The organism is Stenotrophomonas sp. A3_2, from assembly GCF_036624925.1.
Classification (GTDB): Bacteria; Pseudomonadota; Gammaproteobacteria; order Xanthomonadales; family Xanthomonadaceae; genus Stenotrophomonas; species Stenotrophomonas hibiscicola.
This window is the reverse complement of sequence record NZ_JAZKVY010000362.1, coordinates 64,819-83,190: the sequence shown is the minus strand read 5'-3', so window position 1 is coordinate 83,190 and position 18,372 is coordinate 64,819. Positions and strand designations below refer to the sequence as shown.

Here is an 18,372-nt window from a genome sequence, read left to right as displayed (position 1 = left end):
GAAGCCTCAGCGCGCGAACCAATCGTGCGCCCAGAAGCCCAGGACCATGGCAGGCACGAACCACAGCGCCTCGCGCGATGCCGCCGCCAGCCCCGCGATGGCCGGGCCCGGGCAGTAGCCGGCCCATCCCCAGCCGATACCGAACAGTGCGGCACCCAGCAGTAGACGCGTATCGACATCGCGCGCGGTGGGCAACTGGAAGCGCATCGCGAACCACGGCCGCGCGCGCCGCAGCGCCCAGCGCTGGCCGGCCGCACTGACCAGCAGCGCCGCCCCCAGCACCCATAGCAGGGTGGGATCGAAATCCCCGGTGACATCAAGGAAGCCGAGCACGCGACGCGCATCGGTCATGCCGGAAAGGGCCAGGCCTGCGCCGAACAGCGCACCCGCTACAGCGGCAGCAGCCCTCGGACGACTCATGCCAGGGCTCCACCGTGCCGGACCAGGAAGGTCGTCAGCATCGCGAACGCCATGAATAACAGCACCGCCAGCGACGATCGCTTCGAACCGCGCGCCAGGCCACACACGCCGTGGCCACTGGTACAGCCGCTGCCCAAGCGGGTGCCGAAGCCGACCAGCAGGCCGGCGCCGACCAACTGCCAGGCCGGCAATGCATCACGCAGCAGTGCGCGCGGCGATGCCGCGGGCACCGACTGCCACCACAGCACCAGCCCCGCCGATGCCAGCAGGCCGGCCAGGAATGCCCAGCGCCAGCCACGCTCGCCTTCGGCTGCCCGCAGGCTGCCCGCGGCGATGCCGCTGATGCCCGCCACGCGCCCGATGCTGGCCAGCAACAGCACCGCAGCGGCACCGATCAAGGCGCCGCCGGTGACCGCACCCCAGGGCAGGTTCATGCCCCACCCTCTTCGCCACCGCACATGGAATTGCTCCTTAATTTAGACTACTCTAAATTAGATCATCCTAAACAAAGGAGTCAACATGGTCCGGTCCCTGCCCGACGGCGCAGCCATGGCCGAACACGCTTCAGAGGCAGCCACGCTGCTCAAAGGCCTGGCCCACCCCGCCCGGTTGCGGGTGTTGTGCCGCCTGGTCGAAGGCGAGGCGGCAGTAGCGGAGCTGCAGGCGCTTACCGGGCTGAGCGCGTCGGCGCTGTCCCAGCACCTGGCGGTACTGCGCGCGATGAAGATCGTGGCGACCCGGCGCGAGGCACAGGCGATCCACTATCGGGTGGTCGAAGGGCCTGCGCTGGGTGTGCTGCAGGCCCTGCACGCTGCCTACTGCGGCCGGGCGTGAGGTTGAATGTCAGCCGGCATGCAGCGCCGGCTGCACCACCGTGTCCAGCAGGTCGACCGGTGTCGGCGCCGCGCGATCCCCCTCCAGCGCCCGGCTGAAACCGGCCCAGTCGCTGGATGACAACTGGCGCAGCAGCGCTGCCTCCACCGGCAACGCCCGCATCGACCAGTAGGGAAACTGGCGCTGGCCGAGGCGGCCTCGCGCCAGCTCGATGATGTCGATGTGACTGCCGGCCTGGAGAATGCGCTCATACACCGAGTCGATGCCATCCGGCGGCCCCTCGATGTACTGCAGGAAACGATTGCCATCGTGCAGCAGCACTCCGGTCACCCCCGCCATCTTGTTGAAACGCGCAGCGTCTTCGACCAGCGCCTGCAGGCGTTGGCTGGAGAGCTCCGGCAGCGCCCGGCTGATGTAGGCGATGGCGCGCAATGGCATGGTGCTTCCTTGGCTGGGTGTGAACGCACGGTAGCAGTTGCGGACGAGCCCGTCTCAATACGCCCGCCCGTTCCCTGAAGAATTCAGGTTGCGATGGCGCCCGCCCCGTCCCACCGCCGCGGCAGCACGGCCTCGAACACGACCTGGCCTGCCTCGTTGCGCGCCGCGATCCGGCCGCCGTGCGCGCGCACGAACTGATCCACGATGTACAGGCCCAGCCCCAGTCCCTTGCTCTGGTGGAAACTGGCCTTGAACGGCTCGAACAAGCGCGGCAACAGCGCGTCATCAATATGGCCGGCATTGCTCACCCGCAGCACCACCGCGCGGGCATCGTTGCCATCCAGCTGCACGTGTGCCTCGCTGCCATGCGTCAACGCATTGCCCACCAGGTTTGCTGCGATCTGGCCCAGGCGGTCCATGTCGCCTTGCAGGCGCGTGTCGCCGACGGCGTCGAAACGAATGCGCTCCTGACCGTGGGCACTGCCCGCTTCGGCGATCACCGCACGGGTGACCTCACGCAGGTCGCAGGCGGTAGCCTGCAGCCGCAGGCCACCACTGCGGATCCGCGAAAAGTCCAGCAACTGCTCGACCATCCGCGCCATGCGCAGGGTACTGGCCTCCAGATGCGCCAGTGTCTGCTGCGCGCTGCTGTTGTTCGCCGGAAGCTCCAGCGCCAGCTTGTCGGCACACAACAGGATCGCCGACAACGGCGTGCGCAGATCGTGGGTCAACACGGCGGCCATCGTCTCGTTGAGCTTCAGCGCCCGCTCGAGCGCCTCGTTGCGGGCCTTCAGCAGCTGGCGCTGCTGGTACAGCTCGATGAAGACGTTGACCTTGCTCAGGATGACCTGTGGTGCCACCGGCTTGTGCAGGAAATCCACCGCACCGGTTTCGTAGCCCTTGAACGCACGCAGCGGATCGTCCGGCGAGGCGGTCAGGAAGATGATCGGCACCGTGCGGCTGCGATGCGAGCCGCGCATCAGTTCGGCCAGGGTGAAGCCATCGATCTCGGGCATGTGCACATCGAGCAACGCCAGCGCCACCTCGTGCTCCAGCAGCAGCTCCAGCGCCTCCGCGCCCGAACCGGCCAGCAGCAGGTTCACGCCCTCGCGCTGCAACAGCGCCTGCATGGCCACCAGATTCTGCGGCACGTCGTCGACGATCAGCAGGTTGACCGGGGACTGCGACTGCGCAGGGTCCGGCGGCAACAGGTTCATGCAAACAGCTCCTTCAGGCGACGACACATCAGTTCAAGGGGCAGCACGGCATCGGCACCAGCGTGCTGCAGGGCGGAGGCCGGCATCATCGATGCCTCGGCCTCCTCGGGACATTGCAGCCAGGCTCGACCACCGGCGCCGCGCACTGCGGCCACCCCTTCACTGCCATCGCTGCTGGCGCCGGTCAGCAGCAGGGCCAGCACCTGGTCGCCGAATACGGCCGCTGCCGATTCGAACAGCGGATCGATGGCCGGGCGCGAGAACAGCACCGGCGCGTCCACCGACAGCGCCAGCGAGCCGGCGTCTTCCACCAGCAGGTGGTAATCCGGCGGCGCGAAGGTCACCGTGCCACGCAGCAACGGCTGCTTGTCTTCGGCCTCGCGCACCGGCAGCGCGCAGTACGGTGCCAGCACTTCGGCGATGCGGCTGCTGCGATCGCGTGGCAGGTGCAGCACCGCCAGCACCGGCACCGGCAGCGTCGCGGGCAGCGCGCCGAGCACCGCCTGCAGGGCCGCGACGCCACCGGCCGAAGCCCCGATCACCAGTACGGCCGGGGGTGTCGGCGTGGCCATCAGGCCACCTTCCGGTACAGGCGATGCTCGCGCGAACAGACCTCGAACGCATCGTGGTGGCACCCGAACTGCAGCGACTCCTTGCTGCCCAGGCCCAGGAAGCCGCGGTGCACCAGCGCTTCACGGAACAGGCCCACCGCGCGGTCCTGCAGGTCGCGGTTGAAATAGATCAGCACGTTGCGGCACGACACCAGGTGTACTTCGGAGAACACCGTGTCGGTGGCCAGGCTGTGGTCGGCAAACACCACGTTGCGGCGCAGCTGCCGATCGAACACCGCGCCATCGTAAGCCGTGGCGTAGTAATCGGACAGCGACGCGGCGCCACCGGCCGCCAGATAGTTGCGGCTGAACTGCGCCATCCGGTCGATGCCATAGGCCCCGGCTTCCGCGGTGGCCAGCGCCGCTGGATTGATGTCGGTGGCGTAGACGATGCTGCGCTCGAGCAGGCCTTCCTCGTGCAACAGGATCGCCAGCGACCAGACTTCTTCGCCCGTACTGCAACCGGCCACCCACAGCTTCACCGACGGATAGGTGCGCAGTACCGGCACTACCTGCTCGCGCAGCTCACGGAAATAGGCCGGGTCACGGAACATCTCCGAGACCTGCACGGTGAAGAACTGCATCGCCTGCGCGAACAGGTCCGGCTCGTGCAGCAGGCGGTGCTGCAGATCGGCCAGCCGCCCGCACTCATAACGCTGCATGGCCTGGCGGATCCGTCGGCGCAGCGACGACACCGCGTAACTGCGGAAATCGTAGTGGTAGCGCTGGTACAACGCTTCCAGCAGCACCTTCAGCTCCAGGTCGAACAGGGCCTGCTCGTTCATTGCCGCGAGCACCAGACCCGGCACAGCGATACCAGCTTGTCGACGTCGATGGGCTTGGCGATGTAGTCGTTGGCACCGGCCTGCAGGCAGCGCTCACGATCGTCCGGCATGGCCTTGGCGGTCAGCGCGATGATCGGCAGGTCCTGCAGGTGGCGTTGCGCGCGGATCTCCCGCATTGCGGCCAGCCCATCCTTCTCCGGCATCATGATGTCCATCAGCACCAGGTCGACCTCGCGCTCGGCCAGGCGATCCACCGCTTCCTGGCCATTGCGCGCGATCTCCAGGGTCACGCCCAGCGGTTCAAGCACACTGGACAGTGCGAAGATGTTGCGCACGTCGTCCTCGGCCAGCAGCACCGTCCGACCGTCGAGCACAGTATCGCGACGGCGCGCCTCGCGCAGCAGGCGCTGCTGGTCGGTCGGCAGGCTGGCCTCCACGCTGTGCAGGAACAGGGTGACCTCGTCCAGCAGGCGCTCGGGCGAACGTGCGCCCTTGATGATGATGCTCTTGGAATAGCGACGCAGGCGCTGCTCTTCCTCGCGGCTGAGCGCGCGACCGGTGTAGACGATCACCGGCGGGAAACCGACATCGTCGTTGCTGGCCATGTGCTCGAGCAGGTCGTAGCCACTGCCGTCGGGCAGCGACAGGTCCATCACCATGCAGTCGAACGTGACCGTGCTGAGCTGTTCCAATGCGCCGGCCAGGGTGCCCACCGCGACGATCTGCAGCTGGTCGCGGCCCAGCAGCAGTTCCAGGTTGCGGCGCAGCTCGCTGTCGTCCTCGACGATCAGCAGCCGCCGCACGTCGCGTTGGCTGGTCTGTTCCAGCTGCTCGATGGCCGTCACCAGCCGCTCGCGCGTGGTCGGCTTGATCGCAAACCCGATCGCGCCCAGCTCGCGCGCCACCTGGCTGCGATCCGTGGCCGAGACCACATGCACCGGGATATGGCGGGTATCCGGGTTGCGCTTCAGCCGCTCCAGCACGCTCAGCCCGGACACATCGGGCAGGCCGATGTCGAGCAGGATGCCATTCGGGCGCAGTTCGCTGGCCAGGGCCAGTGCCTCTTCCGCCGTGCCCGCCACCACACAGTCGAAGTCCAGTTCATGGGCCAGGGCCACCAGCGCTTCGGCGAACGTGGCATCGTCCTCCACCGCCAGGATCAGGCGACCGGCGCGCTGCCGGCGACCACGGTCGTCGGCCACGCCGGCCGTCGCAGTGACCGGCGCTGCCGCGCTCGCAACGCGCACAGGCGCGGCTGGCAGCACGGCCGGTGCCGCCGGCGGCGCTGCCAAGGGACCCTCGGCAGCGTCAGCCGCGCTCGCGGCGGGCGCACCCTGCAACGGCAGCTCCAGGATGAAGCAGCTGCCGCGTCCGGGCTCACTGTCGACCTGGATGCCACCGCCCATGCGCTCAGCCAGATCGCGCGAGATCGACAGGCCCAGCCCGGTACCGCCGTAGCGACGGCGGGTGCTGCCGTCGGCCTGGCGGAAGGCTTCAAAGATGACGTCCAGCTGCTCGCGGGCAATGCCGATGCCGGTGTCGCAGACCTCGAACCGGATGCGGCCGTTACCGCCGGCACGCACGTGCAGGCTGACCTTTCCATGCTCGGTGAACTTCACTGCGTTGGCCAGCAGGTTCTTCAGGATCTGCTGCAGCCGCTGGCTGTCGACCACCAGCTGGGTCGGTGCCAGCGCGTCGGCTTCGATCTGCAACGCCAGGCCCTTCTGCCGCGCCATCGGTTCGAAGGTCTCGCGCAGGCGCTGCAGCGCGCTCTCGACCACCACCACTTCATCGGACAGTTCGACGTGGCCGGCCTCGATGCGCGACAGGTCCAGGATGTCGTTGATCAGCGCCAGCAGGTCGTTGTTGGACGAGAGGATCGCACGCGCGTACTTCACCTGCTCCTCGGTGAGCGTGCCATCCTTGTTGTCGGCCAGCAGCTTGGCCAGGATCAGCGAGCTGTTCAGCGGCGTGCGCAGCTCATGCGACATGTTGGCCAGGAACTCGGACTTGTAGCGCGAGGTCGCGGCCAGCTCGTTGCTGTTGCGCACCAGCTGGCTCTGCGCCACCAGCAGCGCCTGCTTCTGCGCCTCCAGCTCGTGGGTGCGCTCTTCCAGCTGCACGTTGCTCTGTTCCAGCTCGGCCTGCTGTTCTTCCAGGTGGCTCTGCGACTGGAGCAGGCTGCGGCTCTGCTCTTCCAGTTCTTCGTTGGCCACGCGCAGCTCTTCCTGCTGGGCCTGCAGCTCTTCACCCTGGCGCTGCGACTCTTCCAGCAGCACCACCAGCTGCGCACGCAGCAGCGATGCGCGCAGCGCCATGCCGACGGTCTCCGCACAGCGCTCCAGAAGTTCGCGATCCAGGTCACGCAGTTCGCCCACCTTGGCGCGACCCAGCTCGATGACCCCGACCACCGCGCCATCGCTGCTGATCGGCGCCAGGATGCGCTCGCGCACCGGCAACCGGCCGAGGCTGGTCTGCAGTTCAAGCACGGCGGCATCATCGCCGTGCAGGTGGCGGATGCGTTCATCACGAGCGACCTGCCCGGCCAGCCCTTCGTGAAGGGCCAGCGACGCTGGCGTTCCCGCAGGCAAGGCGATGCCACCGGTCAGCTGCAACCGCCCGCCTTCCAGTCGGTAGACCGCACCTACCTCCGCGCCGAGCTGCGCGGCCAGGCTTGTCGCTGCAGCCTCGGCGATCTGTTCCGGCCCCAGGTCACCGCGAAGGCTCGTCGCCACCGCGTTCTCGGCTTCCTGCAGCCAGAGCGCGCGCATGGCCTGGCGCCGGGCCTGGATCGCGCGCGAGACGATCAGTGCGATCATCAGGAAGGCACAGCCGCCAATGGTCCGGTTGACGAAGGAGAACGCCGAGTTGGAACTGGCGGGCGCGACGTTGAAGCCGATGACCAGCAGGAGGCAGGACAGCAGGGCCACCACGAACGGCGCCCGCGCGCTGCGCTGGAACACCGTGACGCCAACAGCCAGGAAGTAGGCCAGCCATACGGCATAGCCGAGCGGGACGACCAGTTCCAACGCGATGGTCGCGGCCAGCAGCACAGCGGACGTCATCCAGATCCAGCGGTCACGCGTAGTCGCACCAGGACGCATGCAGGTCGGTTCCAGAAGGCAAAGGGTGGAAGATGGTACTCCGTGTCGCATTCAGCCGCACAGGACAAATGGCACGTGTCAGGTGTGCACGCATCCTTCACACTTGAATGCCTAGCTTCACGTCCCTCACAGGGGTAACACTTATTTACACGTGGACGCAGCTGCCTCTACGACGTCCGTGCTGACGGACCCTTCCCGACAACTGCGACTGCTGATCGACAGCGTGCGCGATCATGCGCTGTACCTGCTTGATCCTGAAGGCATCGTCTGCAGCTGGAACCCCGGCGCCGAACGCATCAAAGGCTATTCAGCCGACGAAGTGGTGGGAACCCACTTCAGCCGCTTCTACCTGGCCAGCGACCGCGAGGCCGGCGAACCGCAGCGCCTGCTCCGCGTCGCAGCGCAACAAGGGCATGTCGCCAGCGAGGGCTGGCGGGTACGCCGTGATGGCTCGTCGTTCCGCGCCAGCGTGGTCATCGAGCCGGTCGTCGAAGCGGGCGAACTGCTCGGCTTCGTCAAGATCACCCGTGACATCACCGAGCAGTGGCAGGCGCAACGGCTGCTGCGTGATGCCCAGCGTGCGCTGCGCAATACCCAGCAGTTCGAAACGGTCGGCCGGCTCAGCCGCGGCCTGTCGCACGAGTTCAACAACCTGCTGACCACCATCGGCAACGCGCTGGACCTGCTGTCGCTGCGCGTCAGCGGTGACGATGCACGCGCGGCCGAGCTGCTGGATGCCGCGCAGGCGGCCACTGACCGTGGCGCGCTGCTGACCCGCCAGCTGCTGGCCTTCAGCACCGGCCAGACCCTGATCCGCGAACCGGTGGACATCAATACGCTGGTGCGGCAGTGGCTGCCGGACCTGCAACGCGCCTGCCCGCCCACGGTGACGCTGGATGCCCATCTCACCCCCGGCCTGCCGCAGGTGAGCACCGATGCGATGCAATTGCAGACCGCCCTGGCAAACCTGGTGGCCAATGCCGTGGAGGCCACCGCCGATGGCGGCCGCATCCTGATCGGCACCGCACTGGAACATCGCCTCGACCCGGATGCGGACACCACGCTGCAACGCGGCTATGTCACCCTCAGCGTCTGCGACGAAGGCCACGGCATGGCCGCCGACATCGCCGAGCGGGCCAGCGAGCCCTTCTTCACCACCAAGGACATCGGCAAGGGCAGCGGCCTGGGCCTGAGCCAGGTGTTCGGATTCACTACCCAGAGCGGCGGCTTCGTCGATGTGTCCACCACCCCCGGTGTCGGCACCACGGTCAGCCTGCTACTCCCCGCAACAGAGGATGCAACCGATGACCGATGAACCGATCCGCGTACTGATGGTGGAGGACCAGAACGATCTGCGCGAGATGATCGGCATGGCCCTGCGCGATTTCGGCATCGAGGTATCCACCACCGCCGACGGCCATGAAGCTGCCGCGTTGCTGAAAGGCGACGCACGCTTCGACGTGGTGTTCAGCGATGTCAGCATGCCCAACGGCATGTCCGGTATCGAGCTGAGCGAGCATGTGGCGCGCGAACAGCCGCAGGCGCGGATGATCCTCTCATCCGGATACGCGCGCTCGCAGCTGCCGCCACTGCCCGATCAGGTGGAATTCCTGCCCAAGCCGTATCGTTTGCGCCAGCTGGTGGAGCTGCTGAAGCAGGATTGAGGAAGGCCGGTCCAGCGCTCGACGGCCCTCATCCCTGACGCCCCATCGGCTTGCAATTATCCTGCGGGCAATGGTGTGCCCTGAAGGCCGCCACGCCGGAGCAGCGTTCAGCCCGAGGTGCGCTGCATGAACAGAAGGTCGGGGGTCGAGAACGCTTCAACCTGCTGGAAACCGAGGTCCCGGTACAGCGCCACGGCAGCCGTGTTGTCACGATAGACGCGCAGGGTGAGCTGCTGCACATCCGCTTGGCCCAGGGCCTGTGCACTCAATGCCTGCATGAGCAGCCGGCCAAGGCCGCGCCCGCGTGCCAGCGGGGAAACGATGATGCGGCCCAGATGTGCGGTGCGGGCGTCAGTCATCCAGTATTGGCCGAATCCAACGCAGGTACCCTGCCCGTCCAGCAGCGCCCAGCCTGGGCGCGACCCGAGTTCGAGCACCTGCGCGAACCGTTCCGGCAGCAGGGGAAACGGCACACCGGGGCCTGCCCAGCGCCGGGTCGCCTCGGCTGATTCAGGCCAGTTGGCCACGATGGCGTAGTGCGACGGCTGGACGGGGCGAAGCTGGGGGCTCATGGCGTTCATGGTGCGTCATCTGCGCCAGGCCTACACGCTGCGCGGCCGCATTTGGGATCTGCCATAGGGCAATAGATTCCAGACGCGCCGCCATCACGCCCCGTGTGCCGCCGCACCCAGCCCAGCCCGGTTTCGCGTGTTCAAAGGCCTCGGCGCGTTTCCCGTTGCCCCGCCCTCTGAAGCGGGTGTCTTCGCGACTGATCGGGCGCGTGACCGGCAGCCACGCCCACGTGGATTCGCGTCATGGCCTGCGCGGCGGCGGCGCTGGGCTGTCTGGGGAGGACTGCCTGCCGCTGCCGTCCGGCGAGCGGTTGCCATGCGGCTGTAGCAGATGGTGACCCCGGCCCGATTCGAACGGGCGACCTTCCCCTTAGGAGGGGGACGCTCTATCCAGCTGAGCTACGGGGCCATTGGCAGCGGAGAAGGATACCTCGTCTGGCTGAATGGACCAAGCGCGTGTCGTTCTGCGAATCGCCCGGACCCGATATGCTGGCCCGCCGCGACCCGTTGTGAACTGGATGTCCGACGCCTGGCGAACCCTTTCCGCCCTCGGCGACAGCCGATGGCTGCTGCCCATGGCCCTGGTGCTGCTGTTCACCCTCCCCCGCGCAGACGCACGCCTGAAATGGCGATGGCTGCTGGCCATCGCCGTCACCGCCGGCATCACGCTTGCTTCGAAGCTCGCCTTCATGGGCTGGGGGATTGGCATCAAGAGCATGCACTTCACCGGCGTCTCCGGGCATGCCGCGATGTCCAGCGTCATCTATCCGGTCGTTGGCGCGCTGCTGGCGGGGCCCGGCAAGCGCGCACGAGCGATCGGCTTGGCAATCGGCGTGCTACTGGCCACGGCCATTGCCTGGTCACGGATTCCGTTGCATGCGCATAGCCTTTCGGAGGTCATTGCCGGGCTGATGCTTGGACTGGGCTGCAGCACGTGGGCAATGCACACCGCGGGCCCCTCGTCTCGCCCTAACGCAGTGGCAGCCGCTGCTGCCGTACTCGCGGGAATGGTCCTGCCCCTCGCCTTGCCTGATGTCCACACGCACCAACTCGTCATCGCGTTGGCAAAGCTCATCTCTGGCAGGGCCGAGATCTTCCAGCATTTCTGAGAACTGCCAACGCGACCGCACAATTCCTTCACGTTCCTTGACAGAGCAAATGAATAGCAGCCAACATAGCGGTGGAAAAATTTCCCTCACGGAGTAGGAGACCCCGTAGATGAAGAAGATGATTGCCGCCCTGGCCCTGCTGGGCCTGTCCTCGCCGGTGTTCGCCCAGGAAGCTCCTGTCGCCGCCGAAACCAGCGCCGAAGTTGCTGGTGCTGAAGCTGCTGGCGCTGCCGCCACCGGCACCCTGACCACCGTCGCTACCGTGGGCCTGGGCATTGCCGCTGCTGGCGTGCTGTACAGCGTTGCTGCGGACAGCAGCAAGGACGACGCGGGCAACAACGGCGGTACCGGCACCACCAACCCGCCGACCGGCACCACCGGTACGACGGGCACCACCGGCACCAACTGATCGGTCCGCCGAAGCAGTAACCCCGCCCTCGCCGGGCGACGTTCGGCGAGGGCTTTTTCATGCCCGATCGGGCCAGGAACAGATTTCGATGGACTGCAAGCGTTTCGTAGCCACAATGACGGTGGCACTCACCCTGACCGGCTGCATGTGGGCGCCAGGCCAGCATCTTCGCTCGAGCACCTTCGCTCGCGATGATCAGCCCATTGGCAACGACCAGATCGAACTGATTCCGATCACGCCCAAGTTGATCGCCATGGAGCGCGCCACCCGCGACGTCGCGGCGCTGCCCGCTGCCCTGACCCAGTATCAGCCAGGCCCCTACCGCATCGGTGCCGGCGACATTCTCTATATCACGGTATGGGATCACCCCGAACTGACCGTGCCAGCGGGCCCGCAGCAGCAGCTGAACGCCGCAGGCCGCCTCGTGCAGTCCGACGGAACGCTGTTCTATCCCTACATCGGCAAGATCACCGCAACGGGCAAGACGCCCGGCGAACTGCGCGAAGAGATCTCCACCAAGCTGGCACGCTACATCGAAGCGCCGCAGGTGGACGTCTCCATGTTGACCTATGCCAGCCAGCGCGTCTGGGTCACCGGCGCCTCGCGCCAGGCTGCCACCGTTCCGCTGACGGTAACGCCGCTGACGATGGGCGATGCCATCAGCCAGGCAGGCCTTGATCCGGCACAGGCCGATCTGTCCGGCATTCGCCTGACACGTGATGGCACCACCTACACCATCGATCTCGATCGGCTGGGTCGCAGCGGCGGTGGTGACACCAATGTGTTCCTCAAGTCCGGCGATCACATCTACGTGCCCTATCTCGACCACAAGGAAGTATTCGTGGTTGGCGAGGTCAATCAACCCGGTGCACTGAACTTCAAGACCGGCGAGATTTCCCTGAGCCAGGCACTTGGCCGAGCGCGCGGCCTGTTGCAGACCACCTCCAACGGCAACGCTGTCTACGTGATCCGAGGCTCGAACGACCTGCAGACTACGCCGTCGCAGGTATTCCACCTGGAAGCGAAGTCACCCGCTGCATTTGCCGTAGCCAGCCAGTTCGACCTGCAGCCCGGCGATGTCGTATTCGTCGGCGCCGCTGGCGTGACCCGCTGGAGCCGGTTCGTGAACCAGCTGCTGCCGTTCACCTCCATCATCAGCAACGCCGCCAGCGCGCGCAACGATCTGGACAAGTGACGTGGCCTCTACCGTGAGCAGGATCGCTCAGGCCGCCACCCGACTCGCAAACCGCCGGCGCCCCGTGGCGCTGGCCTTGCTTGTACTCATCACCGCAACCAGTTGCGGCGTTGTGGGCAAGACCAGCGTCAAGTCGGTCCAGATGGCACTGCGGGGCAAGCCCGACGTGGAGCCTACGGCCGCCGAGGTGGCTGCCAATCGATTCCCGCAGATCAAGGTCACCGGTCCAGCGGGTGGCGCCGTCCTGGTGCTTGGCAACATCGACTCCGGGCGCCAGGCCTGGTACAGCTCCGAGCGAAGCATCGTCTTCCTCAATGATGGTGTCGTCGTCGGAACCCACGGCAGCAGCCCGGAGCTTCAGGACATGACGCTCGAAGGGGACTCCCCCTTCCACGCGCTGCACCGGATAGCAGACGGCACAACCGTGCAGCGCCGTTACGACGTCATGCCGGATTACCGGTATGGAATGAGCGTCACCGGCACCCTGACCACCGTGGGCAAAGAGAAGGTCCATATTTTGGGGAGCGAGCGCGAGCTGTTGCACGTGCGGGAGCGGCTTCAGGGCGACGGCTGGAAGCGCGACAACCACTACTGGGTCGATCCTGCCAACGGGTTCATCTGGAAGAGCATCCAAGCCATCGCACCCGACACCAGCCTTGAAGTTGTCCAGCTCAAGCCCTACTCGCAGGACCTGCAGAACCGATGACACTGCGACCGATCATCCTTGGGCTGGCACTGGCGCTGGCCACCCATGCGCACGCCTCATCGCCGATTGGCGTCGAAGCGGTCGGCCATGTCCGTAACCCTGGCGCACACACCCTCCCTGCCCAGGCCCGTCTCAGCGCGGCAGCACTCGCAGCAGCGCCGGATACAGAAGCCTACATGCCGGCAGCGTCGCTTCTGCGACAACGCTCACTGCTGCCTCAGACCCGCCTCAAGGCAGGCCTGCTCTTCGATCTTGAAACGCTCGCCTCTCAGCAGAACGCCCCGGAGCTTGCCGAAGCAGCCGCCCTACTGGCGCGCGAACTCGGGGATCTGCCCGTAACGGGGCGTGAGCCACAGCTACTTGATCCGCGCCGCCTTGAAGCCAGTGCATCGGAGAATCGGCCCGCGCTGGCCGGCGACCGCGTCGTCTATCCTGGCCGCCCCGAAACCGTGCAGGTTGTTGGCGCAGTGGCAAAGCCCTGCAAGCTGCAGCATCAAGCAACACTCGACGCGCGAAGCTACCGCAACGCGTGTGCCTTGCTGCCAGCAGCGAGCCGGGATGATCTCTACGTCATCCAGCCCGACGGCAACGTGCAGCAACTCGGCGTGGCCCTGTGGAACCGCAGCACGCCCGTGTACCTTGCACCTGGCGCGGTGATCTACGTGCCGCTGGACGCCGCCAAGATCCGCACGATTGCCCCCGATGTCAACGAGGATGCCGTGCGCTTCCTTGCCACCCAGGTGCTGGATGCACCCGGAGTTTCATACTGATGCGCCATCGCTCCGTCCCACTGGCACGCGCCGGTGTTGCCCTTCTCAGCCTGAGCGTCAGTGCTGTATTGCACGCACAAACTGCCCCTGCTCCCACCGCAAGTGATTGGGGTGGCGTTGGCTTGCTGCAGACCCCCACCGCACGCATGGCCGACGACGGCGAAGTGAGCTTCACCGCAAGCCATACCTCGCCCTACAGTCGCTACAACGTGGTGATGCAGCCGCTGCCCTGGGTCGAAGGCGCATTCCGCTATGTTTCGGTAGCGAACCGCCGCTATGGCCCGGAATGGCTGAGCGGCAAGCAGAACTACAAGGACAAGTCGATCGACCTCAAGGTCCGGCTGTGGCAGGAAAGCCGATGGGCGCCCGAGCTGTCCGCAGGCTTCCGCGATATCGGTGGTACCGGCCTGTTCTCCAGCGAATACCTGGTTGCGAGCAAGCGGTTCGGACCGATCGATGCAAGCCTGGGCCTTGCCACCGGCTACATCGGTAATCGAGGCGATTTCTCCAATCCGCTTCGGATGATCAGCGATCGCTTTGAAGAGCGTCCGCGCGCGCAGGGCACCGGCAACTTCAACAGCAAGGGCATGTTCCGCGGTCCCGTCGGCATCTTCGGCGGCATCGCTTACCAGACCCCATGGGAACCCCTGCAGCTGAAGCTTGAGTATGACGGCAACGACTACAAGCGCGAACCACAGAACAACAATCAGACTCAGAAGAGCCCGATCAACCTGGGCGCAAGCTATGCCGTGAATCCCAACGTGCAACTGCATCTTGGCTGGGAACGGGGCGACACAGCCATGTTCGGCATTACCTTGCGCGGCAATGTGGCACGAGCGAAGTCAACGCCCAAGCTGCTGGATCCGCCTCCGGTTGCGCGAGCATCCGCGGCCCCCTCTGCGCAGTCAATGGATGACATTGACTGGCCCGCACTGAGCCGAACGCTGGAAGAGAACGCTGGCCTCCGTGTCACGGACATCAGCCGGCGCGGCTCGGAAGTGATCGTCAGTGGCGAACAGCGCCGGTTCTACTACCCGGCCCAGGGTGTTGGCCGGGCCGCACGCATCCTTGATGCGGAACTACCTTCCGATTCGACGTGGTTCACGATCCAGAACACCCGCCTGGGCATTCCCGTCGTGGAGAGCAGCATCGAGCGCAGCACCTTCAACAGTTACCTAGACAATCGCATCCCGCTGAGCGAACTGGCGGGCCACATCGAGCAGGCAGCGCCCATCCGGCAGCGCGGTGAGCGCCTGTACACAGCGCCGCTTCAGCGCTATGACGGCGCCTTTAATATTGGATACCAGCAGCAACTGGGCGGTCCGGACGGCTTCTTCCTGTTCCAGGTTGCAGGCACCTATTCGGCCAACCTTCACTTCACACGAAACACCTGGCTGAGCGGAACGGTCAGCTACAACGCGTACAACAACTACGACCGCTTCCGCTACGACGCCCCAAGCAACCTGCCCCGGGTCCGCACGAACATCCGTAAGTACTTGACTACGGAAGACCTGACCCTGACCAACCTGCAGTTCACCAGCAATCATCAGCTGGGCAAAGACCTGTATGGCTCGGCCTACGCCGGGCTGTTCGAGGCCATGTACGGCGGTGTGGGTGGTGAGATCCTCTACCGCCCCCTCAATGAGCGCTGGGCCGTGGGTGCCGAGCTGAACTGGGTGAAGCAGCGCGATTTCGATCAGCGCTTCAGCTTCCGCGACTACAGCACCACCACCGGCCACGCCAGCTTCTATTATCAGTGGGGCGATGAGCACAAGATCACCAGCATGATCAGCGCCGGCCGCTACTTGGCGAAGGACTGGGGCGCCACGATCTCGGTTGCGCGCGCCTTCGACAATGGCGTCAACATGGGCGCATACGCCACCAAGACCGATGTTTCGTCCAAGGACTTTGGCGAAGGCAGCTTCGACAAAGGCATCTTCATTTCGATTCCCTTCGACTTCCTGCTGCCTCGTTCGACTCGCGCCCGTGCGACGTTCGCCTGGAATCCACTGTATCGAGATGGTGGCGCGCGATTGAGTCGAAGCTATTCGCTCTACCAGTTGACGTCGGAGCGGGACCCGGACTTCTTCTTCGACAATCTCGAAGACATCGCAAAGTAAGCCCATGGAAATCGAGCCATCTCGATTCCACCCAACCGAACAGGCAACATCGAAGTCTGCAAGGAAGAACAGCATGCGTGTAGCAATCATTCACGACTGGCTTACAGTCAATGCAGGCGCCGAGAAGGTACTGAAGCAGATGCTACTGCTGTACCCCCAGGCAGAGATATTCACTCTGGTGGATTTCCTCCCTGAGGAGGATCGCTCTTTCCTTGGTAGCCACAAGGTTCACACCAGTTTCATCCAGAGGCTGCCACGTGCACGCAAGAGCTACCGGAGTTACCTTCCGCTCATGCCACTTGCCATCGAGCAGTTTGATCTCAGCGGCTTCGACCTCGTTCTATCAAGCAGCTACGCCGTAGCCAAAGGCGTACTCACTGGCCCAGATCAAGTGCATGTTTGCTACTGCCACTCCCCGATTCGATATGCCTGGGACCTACAACCACAGTATCTGCGCGAATCCGGACTGGACCGGGGCCTGAAGAGTGTCATCGCACGGATCATTCTCTCTTACATCCGCATGTGGGATGTTCGGACCTCCAACGGCGTAGACCACTTTATTGCAAACTCCACCTTCATTGCCCGGCGCATACGCAAGGTATACGGCCGCGAATCCGTTGTGATCCCGCCACCAGTGGACATCCCGGAGACCCTCCCTGGCTCCATCCGCCAAGACTACTACGTCACCGCTTCCCGCCTCGTGCCCTACAAGCGCATCGATCTGATCATCGAAGCGTTCAATCGAATGCCTGATCGCAAGCTTGTTGTTATTGGTAGCGGACCGATGCTGGATCAGATGAAGCGACTCGCCAAGCCGAACGTGAGCGTTCTCGGCTACCAGCCTCAAGAGGTACTCGAGAAGCATCTCGCTGAGGCACGTGCATTCGTGTTTGCGGCCGAAGAGGACTTCGGAATTGCACCTGTGGAAGCACAAGCGTTTGGAACACCGGTAATCGCCTACGGGAAAGGAGGCATCCTCGACAGCGTCAAAGAAGGAGAAACAGGATCTTTCTTTTCCGAGCAATCTTCGTTGTCAATCCAAAACGCCATCAGATCATTCGAGCTGCGCTGCGCATCTTGGAATCACACCCAGATCTCCAAGCACGCCAACAAATTCAGTCCTGATGAGTTCCGCAATAGGCTGGCGAAAGAAGTTCAGCTTGCGCACCAGAACCATCAACGGCAGAAAAATCATGCCATTGATTAAACGCAGCTGCATAATACTGCACTCGAGCAAAGGGCTTTTCAGTTGAGATCGCGGGCGGACCTCGCACTGCAAAGGGTACAAGATGAACCTGACGCCTCAGCCCCTCTCGTAAGCCCAAAAATTCAAGACCGAGAATAATTATTTAGAGGTCCCTACACCAGCCAAGGAGAGGGACCACCTGAGAAACGGCCTCAGGCTTGCAAATCGAAGATCTCTGATTTTCGTTGCTTGGATAGGCGCTCAATGTCATTCAACATTGCGACTGTTCGTGACTCATAAGTGTGACGCCTTGCCTCAATCTGACCTCGATCCTTGGCCACTGAATCATCCATAAGGCTTGCCTCAATCTCGCTGACAAACTCATCCGCACCCGAAGCAAATCTACACACATGTGCAAACTCCCTCAGAGAATCAAGGCGCACACTTACAACGGGCAAGCCAGCAGCAAGATACTCAAAGAACTTCATTGGAAACATGCCAAGAGTGTAGTCATTGAGCATATTGGGCATAATAGCAACATTCATACCCTTGAGATAAGCAGGCAAATCAGCGTAAGGCCGCGGCCCTAAGAGGTGCACATTCGGAGCGGCACTGAGCAATTCAGCACAGGTCCAAGGATCACCCTCCCCCACCTTCCCGACAAGTACAATATTCCAGTCAGGGCGGCGCCGGGCGACTCCAACAATTAGTTCAAAATCTATTTTATAAGAACTAATCGCTCCAACAAATCCAATCACCGGCCCTTTGAGCGTCGCAATGTCCGAAGGAACCTGGACACCCGACGAACCCGCTGACGAAAAGTGCACGTAGTCAGCCACATTTGGGTAGTAAATAGTATTTGGATTAATATCGCGCCGCCCCTCAAGAAGGGGCTCCGCAGTAACAAATATCACATCCGACTCTCGTACCAACTCTTTTTCACGTGAATCAATTGCCTCAAACGGCATGCCCGGCTGCGCCTTTACATCATCCACGCAGTGATATACCACCGTCGCGAAACGATCCAAATCCACCAACTGCGTTGTAATTGGATTATAAGTCCAGAGGACGGATGGCTTAAGGCCAACAATACGACTCCAGACCGCGAAAGAGAATCCGAGCAGGGATCTGTTTACCCTCCCAACCACGCTATTTCCATGAAACGGTAGCAGCATGGGCGAAACAACCCATACTCCATCCCTAACCCTTCTAGGCAAGGCGAAGGCCTTTCG

Annotated in this window: 19 protein-coding genes and 1 tRNA gene; 10 read left to right on the top strand and 10 right to left on the bottom strand. The window is 64.0% G+C overall.

Going from position 1 to position 18,372, the window contains the following annotated elements; all coding sequences use genetic code 11:
• Positions 1 to 6: 6 nt before the first annotated feature.
• Both R5H29_RS21615 and R5H29_RS21610 read right to left on the bottom strand, forming a co-directional pair.
• The gene (locus R5H29_RS21615) at positions 7 to 420 is read right to left on the bottom strand and encodes a DUF6691 family protein (RefSeq protein WP_332329813.1); all 414 of its coding nucleotides are present in this window, start codon (positions 418 to 420) and stop codon (positions 7 to 9) included.
• Positions 417 to 854, bottom strand: coding sequence for a YeeE/YedE family protein (locus tag R5H29_RS21610; protein WP_058982685.1), 438 nt, complete (start codon positions 852 to 854; stop codon positions 417 to 419). Before R5H29_RS21610 ends, R5H29_RS21615 begins: the two co-directional genes overlap by 4 nt.
• Before the next feature lie 85 nt (positions 855 to 939).
• Here R5H29_RS21610 and R5H29_RS21605 point away from each other — a divergent pair, with 85 nt between their 5' ends.
• Complete coding sequence (locus tag R5H29_RS21605; protein WP_019661400.1) at positions 940 to 1,254, top strand: metalloregulator ArsR/SmtB family transcription factor; 315 nt, start codon at positions 940 to 942, stop codon at positions 1,252 to 1,254.
• A gap of 9 nt (positions 1,255 to 1,263) precedes the next feature.
• Here the strand turns inward: R5H29_RS21605 and R5H29_RS21600 are convergent, their stop codons facing one another.
• The 5 genes from R5H29_RS21600 to R5H29_RS21580 all read right to left on the bottom strand — a co-directional run bounded on the left by R5H29_RS21600 (position 1,264) and on the right by R5H29_RS21580 (position 7,409).
• Positions 1,264 to 1,692, bottom strand: a complete 429-nt coding sequence (locus R5H29_RS21600; RefSeq protein WP_019661399.1) for a BLUF domain-containing protein — start codon at positions 1,690 to 1,692, stop codon at positions 1,264 to 1,266.
• An 83-nt stretch (positions 1,693 to 1,775) separates the two neighbouring features.
• The gene (locus tag R5H29_RS21595; RefSeq protein ID WP_019661398.1) at positions 1,776 to 2,909 is read right to left on the bottom strand and encodes a hybrid sensor histidine kinase/response regulator; all 1,134 of its coding nucleotides are present in this window, start codon (positions 2,907 to 2,909) and stop codon (positions 1,776 to 1,778) included.
• Positions 2,906 to 3,481 carry a chemotaxis protein CheB gene (locus R5H29_RS21590; protein WP_019661397.1) on the bottom strand — a complete coding sequence of 192 codons (576 nt, stop codon included), beginning with the start codon at positions 3,479 to 3,481 and terminating at the stop codon, positions 2,906 to 2,908. Before R5H29_RS21590 ends, R5H29_RS21595 begins: the two co-directional genes overlap by 4 nt.
• Entirely contained in the window at positions 3,481 to 4,305 is an 825-nt protein-coding gene (locus R5H29_RS21585; RefSeq protein ID WP_019661396.1) for a protein-glutamate O-methyltransferase CheR, read from the bottom strand. Before R5H29_RS21585 ends, R5H29_RS21590 begins: the two co-directional genes overlap by 1 nt.
• Complete coding sequence (locus R5H29_RS21580; protein ID WP_332329812.1) at positions 4,302 to 7,409, bottom strand: response regulator; 3,108 nt, start codon at positions 7,407 to 7,409, stop codon at positions 4,302 to 4,304. The genes R5H29_RS21585 and R5H29_RS21580 overlap by 4 nt, the downstream gene beginning before the upstream one ends.
• A gap of 151 nt (positions 7,410 to 7,560) precedes the next feature.
• Here R5H29_RS21580 and R5H29_RS21575 point away from each other — a divergent pair, with 151 nt between their 5' ends.
• Both R5H29_RS21575 and R5H29_RS21570 read left to right on the top strand, forming a co-directional pair.
• Positions 7,561 to 8,724 carry a nitrogen regulation protein NR(II) gene (locus R5H29_RS21575; RefSeq protein ID WP_407073566.1) on the top strand — a complete coding sequence of 388 codons (1,164 nt, stop codon included), beginning with the start codon at positions 7,561 to 7,563 and terminating at the stop codon, positions 8,722 to 8,724.
• Complete coding sequence (locus tag R5H29_RS21570; RefSeq protein ID WP_021202849.1) at positions 8,714 to 9,073, top strand: response regulator; 360 nt, start codon at positions 8,714 to 8,716, stop codon at positions 9,071 to 9,073. Before R5H29_RS21575 ends, R5H29_RS21570 begins: the two co-directional genes overlap by 11 nt.
• Positions 9,074 to 9,180: 107 nt before the next feature.
• On the opposite strand, the gene R5H29_RS21565 is transcribed toward R5H29_RS21570, so the two are convergent.
• Together R5H29_RS21565 and R5H29_RS21560 are read right to left on the bottom strand one after the other, a co-directional pair.
• The gene (locus R5H29_RS21565) at positions 9,181 to 9,645 is read right to left on the bottom strand and encodes a GNAT family N-acetyltransferase (protein ID WP_332329825.1); all 465 of its coding nucleotides are present in this window, start codon (positions 9,643 to 9,645) and stop codon (positions 9,181 to 9,183) included.
• A gap of 332 nt (positions 9,646 to 9,977) precedes the next feature.
• Positions 9,978 to 10,054: transfer RNA gene (locus R5H29_RS21560), tRNA-Arg, on the bottom strand.
• Positions 10,055 to 10,163: 109 nt separating this feature from the next.
• Between R5H29_RS21560 and R5H29_RS21555 the strand changes: the two genes are divergently transcribed.
• The 7 genes from R5H29_RS21555 to R5H29_RS21525 all read left to right on the top strand — a co-directional run bounded on the left by R5H29_RS21555 (position 10,164) and on the right by R5H29_RS21525 (position 17,161).
• Positions 10,164 to 10,754, top strand: coding sequence for a phosphatase PAP2 family protein (locus R5H29_RS21555; RefSeq protein WP_332329811.1), 591 nt, complete (start codon positions 10,164 to 10,166; stop codon positions 10,752 to 10,754).
• A gap of 109 nt (positions 10,755 to 10,863) precedes the next feature.
• The gene (locus R5H29_RS21550) at positions 10,864 to 11,163 is read left to right on the top strand and encodes a hypothetical protein (protein WP_332329810.1); all 300 of its coding nucleotides are present in this window, start codon (positions 10,864 to 10,866) and stop codon (positions 11,161 to 11,163) included.
• Positions 11,164 to 11,251: 88 nt separating this feature from the next.
• On the top strand, positions 11,252 to 12,358 hold the full coding sequence (locus R5H29_RS21545) for a polysaccharide biosynthesis/export family protein (protein WP_332329809.1): 1,107 nt from the start codon (positions 11,252 to 11,254) through the stop codon (positions 12,356 to 12,358).
• 1 nt (position 12,359) lies between these two features.
• Positions 12,360 to 13,064, top strand: coding sequence for a YjbF family lipoprotein (locus tag R5H29_RS21540; protein WP_332329808.1), 705 nt, complete (start codon positions 12,360 to 12,362; stop codon positions 13,062 to 13,064).
• Positions 13,061 to 13,834 carry a capsule biosynthesis GfcC family protein gene (locus R5H29_RS21535; protein WP_332329807.1) on the top strand — a complete coding sequence of 258 codons (774 nt, stop codon included), beginning with the start codon at positions 13,061 to 13,063 and terminating at the stop codon, positions 13,832 to 13,834. The genes R5H29_RS21540 and R5H29_RS21535 overlap by 4 nt, the downstream gene beginning before the upstream one ends.
• Positions 13,834 to 15,954 (top strand): YjbH domain-containing protein, encoded by a 2,121-nt coding sequence (locus R5H29_RS21530; RefSeq protein WP_332329806.1) that lies wholly within the window; start codon positions 13,834 to 13,836, stop codon positions 15,952 to 15,954. Before R5H29_RS21535 ends, R5H29_RS21530 begins: the two co-directional genes overlap by 1 nt.
• Positions 15,955 to 16,027: 73 nt before the next feature.
• Positions 16,028 to 17,161: a glycosyltransferase family 4 protein gene (locus R5H29_RS21525; protein WP_332329805.1), complete on the top strand. Its 1,134-nt coding sequence runs from the start codon at positions 16,028 to 16,030 to the stop codon at positions 17,159 to 17,161.
• Positions 17,162 to 17,352: 191 nt separating this feature from the next.
• Here R5H29_RS21525 and R5H29_RS21520 read toward each other — a convergent pair whose 3' ends face one another.
• Complete coding sequence (locus R5H29_RS21520) at positions 17,353 to 18,135, bottom strand: glycosyltransferase (protein ID WP_332329804.1); 783 nt, start codon at positions 18,133 to 18,135, stop codon at positions 17,353 to 17,355.
• Between the last annotated feature and the right edge of the window lie 237 nt (positions 18,136 to 18,372).

Coding starts and splice junctions, on each gene's coding strand:
- R5H29_RS21595 (WP_019661398.1), bottom strand. CDS start 2,909: ATGAACCTGTTGCCGCCGGACCCTGCGCAGTCGCAGTCCCCGGTCAAC.
- R5H29_RS21615 (WP_332329813.1), bottom strand. CDS start 420: ATGAGTCGTCCGAGGGCTGCTGCCGCTGTAGCGGGTGCGCTGTTCGGC.
- R5H29_RS21600 (WP_019661399.1), bottom strand. CDS start 1,692: ATGCCATTGCGCGCCATCGCCTACATCAGCCGGGCGCTGCCGGAGCTC.
- R5H29_RS21550 (WP_332329810.1), top strand. CDS start 10,864: ATGAAGAAGATGATTGCCGCCCTGGCCCTGCTGGGCCTGTCCTCGCCG.
- R5H29_RS21525 (WP_332329805.1), top strand. CDS start 16,028: ATGCGTGTAGCAATCATTCACGACTGGCTTACAGTCAATGCAGGCGCC.
- R5H29_RS21565 (WP_332329825.1), bottom strand. CDS start 9,645: ATGAGCCCCCAGCTTCGCCCCGTCCAGCCGTCGCACTACGCCATCGTG.
- R5H29_RS21605 (WP_019661400.1), top strand. CDS start 940: ATGGTCCGGTCCCTGCCCGACGGCGCAGCCATGGCCGAACACGCTTCA.
- R5H29_RS21580 (WP_332329812.1), bottom strand. CDS start 7,409: ATGCGTCCTGGTGCGACTACGCGTGACCGCTGGATCTGGATGACGTCC.
- R5H29_RS21545 (WP_332329809.1), top strand. CDS start 11,252: ATGGACTGCAAGCGTTTCGTAGCCACAATGACGGTGGCACTCACCCTG.
- R5H29_RS21590 (WP_019661397.1), bottom strand. CDS start 3,481: ATGGCCACGCCGACACCCCCGGCCGTACTGGTGATCGGGGCTTCGGCC.
- R5H29_RS21535 (WP_332329807.1), top strand. CDS start 13,061: ATGACACTGCGACCGATCATCCTTGGGCTGGCACTGGCGCTGGCCACC.
- R5H29_RS21555 (WP_332329811.1), top strand. CDS start 10,164: ATGTCCGACGCCTGGCGAACCCTTTCCGCCCTCGGCGACAGCCGATGG.
- R5H29_RS21570 (WP_021202849.1), top strand. CDS start 8,714: ATGACCGATGAACCGATCCGCGTACTGATGGTGGAGGACCAGAACGAT.
- R5H29_RS21585 (WP_019661396.1), bottom strand. CDS start 4,305: ATGAACGAGCAGGCCCTGTTCGACCTGGAGCTGAAGGTGCTGCTGGAA.
- R5H29_RS21530 (WP_332329806.1), top strand. CDS start 13,834: ATGCGCCATCGCTCCGTCCCACTGGCACGCGCCGGTGTTGCCCTTCTC.
- R5H29_RS21610 (WP_058982685.1), bottom strand. CDS start 854: ATGAACCTGCCCTGGGGTGCGGTCACCGGCGGCGCCTTGATCGGTGCC.